The sequence below is a fragment of the Serinicoccus sp. JS2-9 genome (assembly GCF_059025165.1).
The window spans coordinates 1378565-1393961 of the sequence record NZ_CM180091.1 but is presented as its reverse complement, the minus strand read 5'-3'; the positions used below and the strand labels follow the sequence as shown (position 1 = coordinate 1393961).

Here is a 15397-nt window from a genome sequence, read left to right as displayed (position 1 = left end):
GTGAGCACCCGCGATCTCGACGTGACCCTCGGCGCCGCCGGCGTCGGTGGGCTGTCCACCACCGAGATGGTGCTCAACATCGGCCCCCAGCACCCGGCGACCCACGGTGTGCTGCGGCTGCGGGTCACCGCCGACGGCGAGCGGATCACCGCCGCCGAGCCGGTCATCGGCTATATGCACCGGGGCGCGGAGAAGCTCTTCGAGGTCCGTGACTACCGCCAGATCATGGTGCTGGCGAACCGGCACGACTGGCTCTCGGCCTTCAACAACGAGGTCGGCGTGGCCCTCACCGTCGAGCACCTGCTCGGCATGGAGGTCCCCGAGCGGGCGACCTGGGCGCGCACGCTGCTGTGCGAGCTGGGGCGCGTCCTGAACCACCTGATGTTCCTCGGGTCCTATCCGCACGAGCTCGGCGCCATCACGCCGATGTTCTACTCCTTCCGCGAGCGCGAGGAGATCCAGGCCGTCATGGAGGAGTTCTCCGGCGGCCGCATGCACTTCATGGCCACGCGTGTCGGCGGGCTGCTGCACGATCTGCCCGACGGCTGGCTGGACCGCGTCGACGCCGCCGTCGCGACCGTGCGCGGGCGGATGCCGGACCTGCTCGGCCTCGTGCTCGGCAACGAGATCCTGCAGGCGCGGACCCGCGACGTCGGCGTCCTCCCGCTGGAGACGGTGCTGGCGTATGGCGTGTCCGGCCCGATCGCGCGGGCGTCCGGGCTCGACGTGGACCTGCGGCGCGACGAGCCGACCCTCGCCTACGGCGAGCTCTTCGGCGACGGCGGCCCCGGGCGCGTGGTCACCCGGGAGGCGGGCGACTGCTACGCCCGGCTCGAGGTCCTGGCCGAGCAGATCGAGGTGAGCCTGGACCTGGTGCAGGCGTGCACCGCGCGGCTGCGCGAGCTCGGCGAGGGGCCGGTCAGCACCCGGCTGCCCAAGAAGCTCAAGGTCCCGGCGGGTGAGCACTACCTCGCGACGGAGAACCCGCTCGGCTTCAACGGCTACTACCTCGTGAGCCGGGGCGACACCGTGCCGCACCGGCTCAAGCTGCGCTCGGCGTCCTTCAACAACGTGCAGGTGCTGCGCGAGATGCTCCCCGGCACCGTCGTGGCCGACATGGTGGCGGTGCTGGGCTCGATGTTCTTCGTCGTCGGCGACATCGACAAGTAGGCCGGCGCCGGAGTCCTCCCGGAAGCCCGGCGCCGCGAACCGGACGACCACCGGACGACCACCGGACGCCCGACGCCCCCACCGGCTGGCTGCCGGTGGGGGCGTCACGCATCGGGCGACCGCAGCCGCCGCTACTTCAGCGGGATGAGCTGCGCCTCCTCCTCGCCCGCGGGGTTGTCGTAGAACACGACCATCTGCCCGAGGGTGCCCTGGTCCTCCCACGCCTCGGTGTCGACCTGCGCGCGCCACGACACCTTGTCACCGGGCTGGAGCTCGGCATACTGACCGGTCGTGCTCAGCACCGGGGTGGTCGGGTCGTAGGTGGCGGTGTCGGTGAAGTCGACACCGTTGCCCCGCACGAAGGCGTAGACCTCGTAGTCGAACGCGCCGGTGACCGCCACCTGCGACGCCCGCACCGGCAGCATGACCGTGCTGTTGTCGGTCGGGGCCGTCGTGAGGAAGCCGGTCCCAAAGAGGCCACCGGTCCGCAGGTCGCGGAGGAAGACCTCGGCGGTGCCGTTCACCGAACCGGAGCGCACGGCGCCGGAGTCGTAGGAGAAGAGCCGCATGTCCGCCGCCCCGTCCTGGTCGACGTCCAGGAACACCGAGTACTCGTTGGCCGCGGCGTTCGAGTAGTGGTCGTACATGTTGACCGCGAAGACGAGCAGCGTGTCGCCGTCCGGGAGCGTGAAGGACTGGGCCCCCGCCGCCCGCACGTCGAAGCCGGTGCCGAGTGGGTCGGCCGCCTGGTCCTGCGCGTCCTCGATGCCCCAGGCGAAGACGTCGGCAGACGTCTCCACCGCCGCGCCACCACCCCGGTTGAAGACGTTGAGCTTCGTGCCGTTGTTGGCCTTGCTGTTGATCTTCTTCGGGGCCACCGTGCCGTCGGCGGACGGCCGCGGCACCAGGAGGTAGGGCACCGTGAGATCGCCGTCACCACCGGCGAACTCGATGTTGCCGGAGATCTCGTAGAACCGGTGCTGGCCCGCGCCGGACAGGATGCTGGGCAACGCGTCGGCGTCGGCCTGCAGCGTCACCCGGACGGTGGCGCTGCCGCCGGCCGGGACGGTGACGCTGCTGGGCGAGACCCGGACGTCCGCAGGCTGCGACTCCGGACCCGCCGTCGCGGCGACGGCGTACGTCTGCGCGCTCGAGCCCTTGTTGACCAGGGTCACCTCGCGCCGCTCGGTGAAGGTCGTGCTGCCCTCGGCCAGACCGAAGCTGAGGGTCGGCTGGCGCACCAGGCCGTCCTCGGTCTCGATCTCGTCACCGAAGGCGACCACGGAGCCGTTCACCACCTGGGCGGTGTCGACCAGACCGGCGCCACCGCGGGTGAGCTGGTAGCCCGACAGCCCGTCGTCGTCGGCCGTGGCCACGAGCGAGCTGCTGATCTCGTCGGCGGACCAGTCGGGGTGGGCCTGCACGCCGAGCGCGGCGACACCCGCGACGTGCGGGGCGGCCATCGACGTGCCGGACTTGAAGCTGCCGCGCCACCCGGAGCCGACCTCGGTCGAGAAGGTGGAGACGCCGGGTGCCGCCACGTCGGGCTTCAGCCCGCTGTCGACGCTGCGCGGGCCGTCGGAGCTGAACGACGCGAACTGGCGGAAGCCGGGGTTGTCGACGCGAGCAGCCGTGAGGTCGACCTGCTCACCGTCCGCCGCGGCGAGCGCGTCGCCGTCATCGGTCGGCTCCGCGCCGAGCACACCGCGCACGCCGAGGAAGGGGATCGTCACGTCGACGAACACCGGCAGGCTCGGGTCCGCGACGATCTCACCCTCGTAGGGCGGGAAGTTGGCGTCGCTGTTGATCATGACGACGGCCGCGGCGCCGGCCTGCTGGCCGAAGCCGGCCCGCGCCACGCGGGCGCACGAGCCGCGCTGGGTGACGGCGAGTTGGTTGCCACCCGGGACGATGCCGGCAGCTTCGTACTCCTCGAGCTCGCAGCCGAGGCCCACCGAGCCGTCCTCGTCTCGCAGCACGACGATCTCGAGCGGCTGCTCCGGGATCTCGGCGCCGTTGGCGTTGATCGCCTCGATCGTGGTGCCGTCGAAGGTCAGCTGGGCGCCGGGGTAGGTCTCGGTGCCATCGATCGCCGCCACGCTGACGACGCCCTCACCCGAGCCGGGGCTCCCGGTGATGTACGGCGCCGGTCCGGAGTTGCCGGCCGAGGCGATGACGACGACACCCGCGGCCACCGCGTTGCTCGACGCCACGGCCGAGGGGTCGCCCTTGGTGCCGTACGGCGATCCGAGCGACATGTTGATGACGTCCATGTCATTGGCGACGGCCCAGTCGATGGCCTCCGTCGTCACGTTGGTCGACCCGCTGCAGCCGAAGACCCGCAGCGCGTAGAGATCGACCTCGGGGGCGACGCCGGGACCCACCTCGAAGTCGGTGTCGTAGGTGGTGGAGTCCCACGGGCCGTCATAGGTCGAGCCGCCGGGCAGCACCCCGCTGCCGCCGGCCGTGCCCGCGACGTGCGAGCCGTGGCCCTGGCAGTCCAGCGGGTTGGGGTCGGGCTGCGGGGTCTGGCTGCCGGTGTAGGCGTCGCCGACGAAGTCGTAGCCGCCCTTGACCCGGACACCCCAGCCGAGGGCGGGGTCCGGGGCGGAGGTGCTCGAGGCCGAGGCCTGCTCGAAGGCCTCGACGGTGCCGGGACCACCGAAGGAGGCGTGGGTGTAGTCGATGCCGGTGTCGATGATGGCGACCTTGATGCCCTCGCCGGTGTAGCCGGTGTCCTCCCAGACCTGGTCGGCGCCGAGGAAGGGGACCGAGGTCTCGTTGTCCAGCTCGTGCACGGGCACGGGGTGGACGGCGACGACGTCGGCGATCTTCGCGAGCTCGGCGACCTCGCTGCGGTCGATCGTCACGCGGATGCCGTTGTAGGCCGACTGCATCTGGGTGCCCACGTCGCCACCCTGTCGGCGGATCTTGGCAGCGGCCCGGTCCTGCTTGGCCTTGAGCTGAGCCTTGATCCGCTTCTTCTCGCCCTTGGACAGCTCGCCCTGCTCGGCTTCCACGACGGCGACCGGTGCTCCGGCCATCTCGACGATGACCTCGACCGGACCCTCCTGCTCGCTCAGCGGGAGGCCGGCGGCGTCGAGCTCGCCCGAGGAGGGCGCCTCGGCGAAGCGCTCCAGCGGATCTTCGTCAGCACTGGCTGACCCCGACGCGAGAACCGCCGGGAGGATGACGGCCAGTGCCCCTGCACCGGCGATGAATCTGCGTACCACGTTGTGCGCACCTTTCAGGGAAAGATCCGCCACCGTCTGCGACGGACCCGCCACCACCCTAGGTCGGCAGGAGGCACGTCACAACGGTTCAATCGTCAAGGTTTGGCAAAATTTCGTCGGAGAACCGACACACAAAATTCGGCGTCAGGGCTCCACGGCCGAAGATCCCACGTCGCGAAGCGCTGCTCCAGGGTCAGCATCGCTGAACCTGCCGTAACGTCAAGGTCGGCCGGCGTGAAGCTCCGGACCACCCGGCAGCCCACCACCAGGAAGCCGCCCTGCCGCAGGTGACGGGCCACGGCGGCCAGCACCGCGGGCCGGTGCGCCTGCGCGACGAGGACGTGCCGGTCACGCTCGCTCACGCGCGCCAGCCTAGCGACCGGCGAATTCGACCACGGGCTGTCGCGCCATGGCAGCAGAAGCCGTGGTCGAATTCGGCAGGGAATCGGGTCAGCCGTAGGCGAGGTCGCCGTCGACGACGCCGTCGTCGTCCTCGTCGTCACCGTCGGTCGGGGGGATCCGACACCATGCCTGGCCCACGAAGCCCGCCACCGACAGCGCGAGCGCCGCGACCGCGTGCACCAGACCCCAGACCAGCTGGACCCGCTCGCTGGACACGTCCGCGTTGGGCAGGTGGACCAGGGCGTTCGCGGCATACCAGCCGAGCAGCGCCGCGCCGCCCAGCGCCGCCGCCTGCGCGCCGACGAGCGTGCCGCGACCCCGCTGCGGCGACGGGCGCCACGTGCCCTTGCCGAGCAGGTAGCGGCGGATCTGCCAGCACATCACGAGGACCAGCAGCGCGACCGCCAGCAGCGGGACGAGGCCGAGCCAGGAGATGACGGGGTAATCACCCCCGAGCGAGCGCACCAGCTGCAGCAGCAACCAGCTCGCCATGCCGGCCAGCAGGCCCACGACCACGGCGGTGCCGATCCGCACGCCCTCGATCCCGCTCACGCCCGCTCCTCCAGCGGCTGCACCCGCTGCTGCGCCAGATCCGGTATGAGGTCACGCACCGCGACCGGCGCGTCACCTAAGCGCAGGCTCGCCCCGGGGTCGACGTCGAGCCAGGGCACGAGGACGAAGGCCCGCTCGTGGGCCCGGGGGTGCGGGAGGGTGAGCTCGGGGTCGTCGCTGCGGGTGTCCGTGCCGGTGAGGGGGTCGCCGTACTGCACCAGATCGAGGTCGAGCGTCCGGGCTCCCCAGCGCACCTCGCGGGTCCGGCCGAAGTCGGCCTCCACCCGGTGCAGCGCGGCCAGCAGTGCTCCGGGGCTGTGGCTCGCGCGGCCCAGCGCCACCGCGTTGACGTAGTCCGGCTGCCCGGCCACCGCCTCGCCGCCGACCGGCGCGGTGACGTAGGGCCGGGAGACCCGGACGCCGCGCAGTCCCCGCAGGCGGCGCAGCCGGAGGACCGCCTGACGCACGGTCTCGGCGGGCGGCGTGCCCTCGGCACCGGCCAGGTTGGCGCCGAGCGCGATGACGACCGGCACGTCCCTGCGCCGCCGGACGACGACCTCCACGTCACCCAACGGCACGCCGACCGGGGCCTGCGGCTTGTGGACCGTGACCTCGACCTCCTCGACGAGCGGGCGGGTCAGGACCTGGGCGGCGATCTCCTCGGCGACCGTCTCGATGAGGTCGCGCGGCTCGCCCTCGACGACGGCGACGACGTCGGCCGCCACCTCGCCGTAGTGGACGGTGTGCGCCAGGTCGTCGCTCGCACCGGCGCGGGCGAGGTCGACCGCCATGACGACGTCGACGACGAAGTCCTGGCCGTCGCGCCTCTCGTGCTCCAGCACGCCGTGGTGCCCACGCGCGCGGACGCCGGTCAGCCGGATGAGGTCAACGCGCATCGCGTGCCTCCTCGGTCAGGGCCCACACCGCGAGGGCGTCTCGGGTCGGCGGCACCTCGTGGACGCGCACCGCCCAGGCACCTGCCTGCGCGGCGATCAGGCTGGTCGCGGCTGTCGCGGCGTCCCGCTCGTGCGCCGGGGTGGGCTCGGCAGAGCTGGGGCCGGCGTCAGCGGGACTGGGCTCGGCGCCGGGCCGCGCCGACCCCGCCGCGAGCCCGCCGAGGAAGCGCTTGCGCGACGTGCCCACCAGCACCGGCAGCCCGAGGGCGACGACCCGGTCCAGGCCCGCGAGCAGCTGCCAGTTGTGCTCCGCGTCCTTGGAGAAGCCGAAGCCGGGGTCGAGGACGAGCTGCTCGGAGCGTGCGCCCAGGGCGAGCAGCGCGTCGACGCGGTCGGTGAGCTCACGGCATACCTCGTCCACGACGTCGTCGTAGTGGTGCTGCGCGGCGGCGTCGCTCAGCAGGCCGCGCCAGTGCATGACGACGTAGCGGGCCCCGGTCTGCGCGATCAGCTCGCCCATCTGCGGGTCGGCGAGGCCCCCTGAGACATCGTTGACCAGCACCGCGCCGGCCTGCAGGGCAGCGTCGGCGACGGAGGCGCGCATGGTGTCGATCGAGACGGCATACCCCTCGCGCGCCAGCGTGGCGACGACCGGGAGCACCCGGTCGCGCTCCTCGGTCTCCGGCGGCCGGGTGCTGCCGGGGCGGGTCGACTCCCCGCCGACGTCGACGAGCTGGGCACCCTGCGCGGCGAGCTCGCGACCGCGCGCGACCGCGACGTCCGGGTCGAGCCAGCGACCGCCGTCGCTGAAGGAATCGGGCGTGACGTTGACGACACCCATGATCTGCGGTCGCTGCATCCCGCGGCTCACCGTCCGGTGACCAGGCTCATCGCCTCGGCACGGGTGGCGGGGTGGCGCAGCTGGCCGCGCACCGTCGAGGTGAGGGTGCGGGCCCCCGGGCGACGGATGCCGCGCATCGACATGCACAGGTGCTCTGCCTCCACGACGACGAGCACGCCGCGGGGCGCGAGGTGCTCCTCGAGCGCGTCCGCGATCTGCGTGGTGAGGCGCTCCTGGACCTGCGGGCGGCGGGCGTAGACGTCGACGAGGCGGGCCAGCTTCGACAACCCGACGACGCGCCCGTCCCGACCGGGGATGTAGGCGACGTGCGCAGACCCGTGGAACGGCACCAGGTGGTGCTCGCACACGCTGTAGAGCTCGATGTCCTTGACCATGATCATCTCGTCGTGGTCGACGTCGAAGGTCGTGCCGAGCACATCACGCGGCTCCTGCCGCAGCCCCCCGAAGATCTCGGCGTAGGACCGTGCCACGCGGGCCGGGGTGTCCCGCAGACCGTTACGGTCGGGGTCCTCGCCCACCGCGATGAGGATCTCCCGCACCGCAGCCTCCACCCGAGCGTGGTCGACCTCGCCCACGAGCGGGGCGGCCGCGGCCTCGTCGTCGCGCGCCTCGTCCGTCACCGCGCCCGAGGTGGTCGGTGAGCCGTCCGGGTATGCCGCCGGCTCGAGTGCCCCGCCCGGGGCACCCGGTGCCTCACTCGCGCCCGGAGTCGACATGGCCGCCCTCGGGCACCTGGACCACCTCGACCGGCGGGGTGGTCCCGTCGGCCTCGGTCAACGGGTGGTGGCCGTTCGACATCGCGCGCTTCTCGGCGTCGGTCAGCACCGGTCCGCTCTCGTGGATCGTCCGGGCGTCGGACGAGAGCCAGACGGGGCGGACCGGGCGCCTGCGGACGTCCTTGAAGACCTCGGCGATCGCGTCGGCGTTGAGGGTCTCCTTCTCCAGCAGCTCCAGCACGAGCGCGTCGAGGATGTCGCGGTTGTCGTTGAGGGCGTGCCAGGCCTCGTCGTGGGCGGCCTCGATGAGACGGCGCACCTCCTGGTCGACGACGCCGGCCAGGTTCTCGGAGTAGTCCCGCTCGTGGCCCATGTCGCGCCCGAGGAAGACCTCACCGCCGGCCGAGCCGAGCTTGACCGCGCCGACGCGTTCCGACATACCGAACTGCGTCACCATCTTGCGCGCGAGACCGGTCGCCTTCTCGATGTCGTTGGCGGCGCCGGTGGTCGGGTCGTGGAAGACCAGCTCCTCGGCCACGCGCCCGCCGAGGGCGTAGGCGAGCTGGTCGAGCAGCTCGTTGCGAGTGGTGGAGTACTTGTCGTCCGCCGGCAGCACCATGGTGTAGCCGAGCGCCCGCCCGCGGGGCAGGATCGTCACCTTGCTCACCGGGTCGGTGTGGTTCATCGCCGCCGCGACGAGGGCGTGGCCGCCTTCGTGGTAGGCGGTGATCTTCTTCTCCTTGGCGCTCATGACCCGGGTGCGCTTCTGCGGACCGGCCATGACGCGGTCGATCGCCTCGTCGAGGTCGCCGTCGGTGATGACCTGCTCGTTCTTGCGCGCCGCGAGCAGGGCGGCCTCGTTGAGCACGTTGGCCAGGTCGGCGCCGGAGAAGCCCGGGGTGCGCCGCGCGACGGCCATGAGGTCGACGTCCGCCAGCGGCTTGCCCTTGCCGTGCACCTGCAGGATGTGCAGGCGGCCCAGCATGTCCGGGGCCTCGACCGCGATCTGACGGTCGAAGCGGCCCGGGCGCAGCAGCGCCGGGTCCAGGATGTCGGGGCGGTTGGTGGCGGCGATGAGGATGACGTTGGTCTTGACGTCGAAGCCGTCCATCTCGACGAGCAGCTGGTTGAGCGTCTGCTCCCGCTCGTCGTGACCGCCGCCCATACCCGCGCCGCGGTGGCGGCCCACGGCGTCGATCTCGTCGACGAAGATGATCGCCGGGGCATTCTCCTTGGCCTGCTCGAAGAGGTCGCGCACGCGGGAGGCGCCTACACCGACGAACATCTCGACGAAGTCGGAGCCCGAGATGGAGTAGAACGGCACGCCCGCCTCGCCGGCCACGGCCCGGGCGAGCAGGGTCTTGCCGGTGCCGGGCGGGCCGTAGAGGAGGACGCCCTTGGGGATCTTGGCGCCGACCTCGAGGAACTTGCGCGGCTCGGAGAGGAACTCCTTGATCTCGTGCAGCTCCTCGACGGCCTCGTCGGAGCCGGCCACGTCGTCGAAGGTGACCTTGGGCATGTCCTTGGTGGCCAGCTTGGCCTTGGACTTGCCGAACTGCATGACCCCGCGACCGCCGCCCTGCATCCGGGTCATGAGCCACAGGAACAGACCGAGGATGAGCAGCAGGGGCAGGAAGTTGATGAGAAGGGTGACGAAGACGTTCTGCCGCGCGGGGTCGTCGGTCCATCGCTCGGAGGGCGGGTTGTCGTCGAGCGCGGTGATGATCTGCTCGCCGCGGGCCTCGACGTAGAACGCCTGGACCTGGTCGGTCTCCCGGACGTCGTCGCTGGAGAAGGTCTCCCCCTCCTTGAGGGTCAGGTCGATCCGGTCCGGCGTGACGACGGCCTCCGCGACCTGGTCGTTCTTGATGAGCTCGAGCGCGTCAGCAGTGTCGATCCGGCTGTAGGGACCCTGCGCGAGCAGCGAGTACCACAGGATGCCGAGGCCGAGGAAGAGGAAGACCCACATCCACGGACTGGGCTTGGCCCGCTTGGGCCGCGAGTTGGCAGTGCTCATGTCAGTGACATTCGGGTGCCCCGAAGGCGTCCCCGGTCCTCCTGGTCGATCGATCGGCAGATTCTCCTGCGCTCAACGCACGGTAGAAGGCCAGTGTTCCACCACCCCCAGGGGCTCCGCCCCCGGGCACCCCCGCTGGGGCTCCGCCCCAGACCCCACCACCCCCAGGGGCTCCGCCCCCGGGCACCCCCGCTGGGGCTCCGCCCCAGACCCCACCACCCCCAGGGGCTCCGCCCCCGGGCACCCCCGCTGGGGCTCCGCCCCCTCCGCACCGGCAGCCTCGTGTGCACGGTCCGGCGTAGGACGCACATCGGGGTGATCTTTCCGCCGGACCAGCCGTCGGAGCGGCTCCGGGAGGTGGCCCAGTCTGCCGAGGCGGCGGGCCTGGACGAGCTGTGGCTGTGAGAGGACTGCGTCAAGGAGGCCGTGATCTCGGCAGCTACGGCGGCTCTCGCGTGGACCACCCGGCTGCGTGTGGGGGTCACGCTGCTCCCGGTCCCGCTGCGCAACGTCGCCCTGAGCAGTATGGAGATCGCTACCGTGACGCGACTCTCTCCTGGTCGGTTCCTCCCCGCGGTCGGCCACGGGGCGCTCGACTGGCCGCCGGACGCGATCCCTCCCGTGCTCGTGGGCGCCTACCGTCCCAAGACCCTGGCGCTCGCCGGCGAGATCGGCGACGGCGTCGTGGTGGATCGGCCGGCCGCCCTGCCGGACGCGGTGCCGCACGTCCGCGAGGCCTGGCAGGCCGCCGGCCGCGACGGCGATCCTGACGTGCTCGTCTTCCAGCCGGTGCCCGTCGGCGCGTCGGCGCAGCGGATCGCGGAGCTGATCGCGCAGCGGGCGGCCGAGGGCGCTCGCCGGGTCGCGATCACGGTCGTCACCGCCGACGACGGTCCACCCGAGGGCGGGCCAGCTCTGCTGACGATGCTCCCCGTCCTCGGCCGCGCGTGCTCGCTCGTGCGGGAGTCAGGCTCTCGGAGTGACCAGACCAGGCTGCCGGTCAGCTGTAGACGTGCGGTGCCAGGGTGCCGATGACGCGCAGGTTGCGGTAGCGCTCGGCGTAGTCCAGGCCGTAGCCGACGACGAACTCGTCGGGGATGTCGAAGCCCACGTAGCGCGTGTCGATCTCCACCTTCGCGGCCGTCGGCTTGCGCAGCAGCGTGCAGATCTCCAGGCTGGCCGGGCGGCGTGACTGCAGGTTCGTCCTGATCCAGGACAGCGTCAGCCCGGAGTCGATGATGTCCTCGACGATGAGCACGTGCCGGTCGGTGATGTCCGTGTCGAGGTCCTTGAGGATGCGCACCACCCCGCTGCTCTTGGTGCCCGAGCCGTAGCTCGAGATCGCCATCCAGTCCATCTCGGCCGACCCCGGCAGGGCGCGCATGAAGTCGGCCATCACCAGGACCGCGCCCTTCAGCACGCCCACGAGGAGCACGTCCTTGTCGTGGTAGTCCGCCCACACCTCCTCGGCCAGCTCCGCCAGGCGGCCCTTGATCTCGTCCTCGGTGTACAGCACCGCGGCCAGGTCATCACGCATGTGCTCGGCGTCCACGCAGCTCGCTCCTCGATCGCTCGGCGACTCCTCGCGGGCGCTCGGTCACCCGCGACAAGGACCATTGAACTATGTCTCGCGCCGGAGCCACACCCGGTCCGCGGAGAGACCGGCCCGCACTCCCCCCGGCAAGTGCAGCGGACCCTGCCCGTGCCACGCCGTGACCAGCGCATCCACGGCAGACAGGTGCTCGCTCGTGAGGTCGGTGCCGGGGCTCCCGAGGGCCAGCGCGCAGCGTCGCCACAGCCGCGTCCGGATCGCGCGCGGCAGGGTCGCGACAGCGTCCACCGCCCAGGGCGGCTCACCCAGACCGAGGTATGCAGTCTCCGCCGCCTGCTCCAGCGCGTCGGCGTCGTCCCGGAGCAGGTCGGCGGTCCGGGCGAGGTTGGCGCCCAGCCCGGGGCCGAGCAGCGGCTCCAGCTCGGTCAGGGCCCTGCGGGCGCGCACCCGGGCGTAGCGCTCGTCGCGGTTGTGCGGGTCGTCCCACGGCTCGAGCCCCAGCTCGTCGCAGACCTGCTCGGTCACCTCCCGCGTGATGGCGTGGCCGCCAGGGGCCGACGCTCCCCCAGCGGTCCGGGCCGGGTCGCCGAGGAAGGGGCGCCCCAGCAGCACGGGCGGCGCATGCTCGCCATCCGCCGCGCCCCGCAGGGCTCGCGTGGAGGGCATCCCGGCCAACGACCGGGCGCCCGACCCCCGGGCCAACCCGAGCAGCACCTGCTCGGCCTGGTCGTCACGCGTGTGCCCGAGCAGCACCGCACCGGCCCCCAGCCGCGCAGCCACCGCCGCGAGCGCGGCATACCTCGCCTCTCGCGCCTCCCCCTCCGGCCCGGACGCGCCACCGGCGAGCTGCACCCGCTCGACCGCGACCGGCGAGCCCTCGGGCAGCAGGCCACGGCACTGCCTGGCCGCCCGCCGGGCCACCGCCGCCGAGCCGTCCTGCAGACCGTGGTCCACGACGACCGCACCGGCGCGCACACCACCGCGAGGAGCGACGAAGCCCACCGCGGCGGTCAGCGCGAGCGAGTCGGCACCGCCCGAGCAGCCCACCAGCACGAGGGCGCCTGCGGGCAGCGGCTGCGCCTCCACCCACCGCCGCACGGCGACGCGGGCCGCGGCGACGGCGGGAGGAGGACCGGGCAACGGATCAGCCGTGGACGCGCGCGACCCACGCCGCGGGGTCGGCGATCTCGGTCGGTCGCGGCAGCGTCTCGGGCGAGGTCCAGATCTGGTTGAAGCCCTCGACGCCGACCTCGTCCATGACGCCGCGCACGAACACCGCACCGTCCTTGTACTGCCGCATCTTGGCCTCCATGCCGAGCAGCCGGCGCAGCACCTTGTCGACGTTGCCCGCGCCCTTGCGCCGCTCGGTGAAGCGACGCCGGATCTCGGCGACCGTGGGGATGACGCTGGGGCCGACCTCGTCCATGACGACGTCGGCGTGCCCCTCGAGCAGCGACATGATCGCGGTGACCTCCGCGAGGCGTTCGCGCTGCTCGGGCGTGGCCACGACCTGGGTGATGTCCTCCTCGCCGCGCAGGACACCCGGCAGCGCGCCGAGGATCTCGCCGAGCCGCTGCCCCATCTCCTCCGGCTCCGGCATGATCCGCGTGCCCATCGAGCGCGCCCGCTCGATCATGTGCTCGCGCAGCCACGGCACGGCGGTGAACTGCACCCGGTGCGTCTCCTCGTGCATCGCCACCCACAACCGGAAGTCGCCCGGGTCGACCTCGAGCTCCCGCTCGGCGGCCAGGATGTTGGGCGCGACGAACATCAGCGCCGGGGTGCCCTGGGGCGCGAGGTCGTACTGCCCCAGCACCTTGGTCGAGATCCACGACAACAGGCCGGCGACCTCGGTGCCGGTGACCTTGCCGGAGATCGCTTGGGACCGCTCGCCCAGGTCGGGGAGCTGGCGCCCGGCCTCCTCGGCCCGCCGACGGTCGGCGGCACGCTTCTTGGCGACCACGTCGTCGAGCACCGGGGCGAGCATCGCACCCATGGAGGCGCAGTTGGCGCGGATCCACCCGGCCCGGTCGACGACGAGCGCCTCGGGTGTGCCGGGCGGGGTCGCCATCTGCGCCGTGCTGGCGACCGGCTCGACGGCGCGCGCGGCGGCCGAGCGCAGGTCCGCGACGAGGTCCCGGATCTCGGTGCGGCTCGCCTTCGGCCCCGGCGGGGCCAGCCGGGCCGCAGCCGAGGCCGCGAAGTCCCAGTCCACGAGGGCACTGCCCTGCACCTCGGTCGGCGAGGGCGCGTCGTCGGTGGTCGGCACCGGGTGCTCAGTCATGACCCGACGGTATGCGCTCGCCCCGGGTCGCGGCGACCCGGATCGGGGCGGTCGGTGGCACCGGTGCGCTCGCCTGGGGTGGCGCGAACCTCAGCAGCCGCACCGGGCCAGCTCGGCGACGACCTCATCGAGCACCGAGCGCGCCTCGAAGACCGCCGCGCCGTCCTCGATGTCGTCCGCGGTCATGGCGTAGGCGAGCAGCCGGCCGTCCTCGGTCACCACGGTGCCGGCCAGGGAGGTGACCCCCGGGAGCGAGCCGGTCTTGGCCCGCGCGTTGCCGACCGCCGGGTCGTGCACGTCGAGGTGGAAGCGGGCGGAGAGGGTGCCGGTATATCCGGCGATGGGCAGGCCTCCGGCGGCCAGGACCTCCTGCAGTTCGGGGTGGGAGCCGTCCGACCCGGCGACGAGCACGTCGGCGACGACGTCGACCGGGATGCGGGTGCCGTCCGAGAGCCCGCTGGCGTCGGCGATCTGCACCCCTTCCAGGTCCAGGCCGTAGTCGTCGACCAGGGTCTGCTCGATCCAGGCCATGACGGCGTCCTGGTCCGCGCTCTCGCCGTCGGCGACCGCGGCCTGCCGGGCCAGCTGCTCCACCATGGCGTTGTCGCTGGTGGCGAGCGCCAGGGCGAGCACGTCGCGGGCGGCGGCCGACTCGACGCTCGCCAGCTCGGTGGCGTCATCGGGCGCCTCGACCTCCGCGGCGGTGGCGTCCTCATCGCCCGACCCGACGACGTCGAGGCCCTCCTCCGCCAGGGCCTCCCGGAAGACCCGGGCGACCTCCTGCTCGGGATCGGCGGGAGAAGGGTTGAAGGGCAGCGCCCGGTCTCCGGAACGGCCGAGCTGCACGACGCGGCCGGTCCATCCCTCCGAGACCCACTGGTCGGTCCAGGTCTCCAGGGCGTCGGGGCTGGCGGCGTAGGACAGATCCAGGCTGACGGTGATGGGGCCGTCGACAGCTCCGTCGGCGGCCTCGGGCGCGCTGGTGGCGGCCGCGTCCTCGGCGTCCTCCGCGGTCGTCGAGGCGCCGTCGCCCTCGTCATCCCCCTCACCCGCGACCCCGGTCAGCGACGCGGCCGTCTGCGCGGCGAGATCCGCGAGGCCCGCGTGACCTGCGACGGCGTCGGGGTCACCCACCCCGTCGGCCAACAGCATGTCGCCGCCCGCGACGATGACGACCTCCCCCGGCTCGGGACCGCGGACGACGCGGGTGGTGAAGGTGTCACCGCCGTCCAGGCCGGTCACGATCGCGGCGGCAGAGAGCAGCTTCGTCGTCGAGGCAGGCGTCACCAGCCGGGTCGCGTTGCGGTCGAGCAGCACCTCCCCCGTGAGGGCGTCGCGGACGGTGACGGCTCGTCGGTTGCTCGGTCCCAGCCACTGGCTGTCGAGCTCGTCGGCGACGTCCTCCGACAACGCGTCGGCATCGGGGACCGCGCCGCCGGTGACCTGACCGAGGGGCGCGGCAGGCGTCGCGATACGGGGCCGCACGTCCGCAGCCGTCGACGGTGCCCGCGTCGTGGTGCTGGCCTCGTCCGGCGCACCCGTCGTCGCGGCTGCCCCGCCCTCGGGTGCCGTGGTGGTGCTCGCGTCGTCGCCGACGCTGATCGGGACGCGCGCGGAGGCGGCACCCGCCTCCGGCACCGACCACGCGCCGGCGAGCAGGGCAGCGGCCAGTGCCGGCGCCACGGCATACCTCGTGGCGCGGCGCGTGCTCAC

The 15397-nt window shown here is 72.7% G+C and carries 13 protein-coding genes; 2 read left to right on the top strand and 11 right to left on the bottom strand.

What is annotated here, in order from left to right; genetic code table 11:
- Positions 1-1170: an NADH-quinone oxidoreductase subunit D gene (locus tag AC5PYY_RS06960; RefSeq protein WP_493899054.1), complete on the top strand. Its 1170-nt coding sequence runs from the start codon at positions 1-3 to the stop codon at positions 1168-1170.
- 131 nt (positions 1171-1301) lie between these two features.
- On the opposite strand, the gene AC5PYY_RS06955 is transcribed toward AC5PYY_RS06960, so the two are convergent.
- From AC5PYY_RS06955 to ftsH, 7 genes are all read right to left on the bottom strand, one after another.
- Entirely contained in the window at positions 1302-4403 is a 3102-nt protein-coding gene (locus AC5PYY_RS06955) for a S8 family peptidase (protein WP_493899053.1), read from the bottom strand.
- Between the two features lie 95 nt (positions 4404-4498).
- Positions 4499-4765, bottom strand: a complete 267-nt coding sequence (locus tag AC5PYY_RS06950; RefSeq protein WP_493899052.1) for a hypothetical protein — start codon at positions 4763-4765, stop codon at positions 4499-4501.
- 88 nt (positions 4766-4853) lie between these two features.
- A complete protein-coding gene (locus AC5PYY_RS06945; RefSeq protein WP_493899051.1) occupies positions 4854-5357 on the bottom strand; it encodes a DUF3180 family protein in 504 nt (167 codons plus the stop codon).
- Positions 5354-6253 carry a dihydroneopterin aldolase gene (folB, locus tag AC5PYY_RS06940; RefSeq protein ID WP_493899050.1) on the bottom strand — a complete coding sequence of 300 codons (900 nt, stop codon included), beginning with the start codon at positions 6251-6253 and terminating at the stop codon, positions 5354-5356. The genes AC5PYY_RS06945 and folB overlap by 4 nt, the downstream gene beginning before the upstream one ends.
- Positions 6243-7112, bottom strand: a complete 870-nt coding sequence (folP, locus tag AC5PYY_RS06935; RefSeq protein WP_493899049.1) for a dihydropteroate synthase — start codon at positions 7110-7112, stop codon at positions 6243-6245. The genes folB and folP overlap by 11 nt, the downstream gene beginning before the upstream one ends.
- 8 nt (positions 7113-7120) lie before the next feature.
- Positions 7121-7831 (bottom strand): GTP cyclohydrolase I FolE, encoded by a 711-nt coding sequence (gene folE, locus AC5PYY_RS06930; protein WP_493899048.1) that lies wholly within the window; start codon positions 7829-7831, stop codon positions 7121-7123.
- Complete coding sequence (gene ftsH, locus AC5PYY_RS06925) at positions 7809-9848, bottom strand: ATP-dependent zinc metalloprotease FtsH (RefSeq protein WP_493899047.1); 2040 nt, start codon at positions 9846-9848, stop codon at positions 7809-7811. The genes folE and ftsH overlap by 23 nt, the downstream gene beginning before the upstream one ends.
- 426 nt (positions 9849-10274) lie before the next feature.
- On the opposite strand from ftsH, the gene AC5PYY_RS06920 reads away from it, so the two are divergent.
- Positions 10275-10883 (top strand): LLM class flavin-dependent oxidoreductase, encoded by a 609-nt coding sequence (locus AC5PYY_RS06920; RefSeq protein ID WP_493899046.1) that lies wholly within the window; start codon positions 10275-10277, stop codon positions 10881-10883.
- On the opposite strand, the gene hpt is transcribed toward AC5PYY_RS06920, so the two are convergent.
- The 4 genes from hpt to AC5PYY_RS06900 form a co-directional block, all read right to left on the bottom strand.
- A complete protein-coding gene (gene hpt, locus AC5PYY_RS06915) occupies positions 10849-11400 on the bottom strand; it encodes a hypoxanthine phosphoribosyltransferase (protein ID WP_493899045.1) in 552 nt (183 codons plus the stop codon). The two genes, AC5PYY_RS06920 and hpt, sit on opposite strands and share 35 nt — an antisense overlap.
- A 69-nt stretch (positions 11401-11469) precedes the next feature.
- Positions 11470-12540, bottom strand: coding sequence for a tRNA lysidine(34) synthetase (locus AC5PYY_RS06910; protein WP_493899044.1), 1071 nt, complete (start codon positions 12538-12540; stop codon positions 11470-11472).
- 4 nt (positions 12541-12544) lie between these two features.
- Entirely contained in the window at positions 12545-13684 is a 1140-nt protein-coding gene (locus AC5PYY_RS06905; protein WP_493899043.1) for a zinc-dependent metalloprotease, read from the bottom strand.
- Positions 13685-13774: 90 nt separating this feature from the next.
- A complete protein-coding gene (locus AC5PYY_RS06900; protein WP_493899042.1) occupies positions 13775-15397 on the bottom strand; it encodes a D-alanyl-D-alanine carboxypeptidase/D-alanyl-D-alanine-endopeptidase in 1623 nt (540 codons plus the stop codon).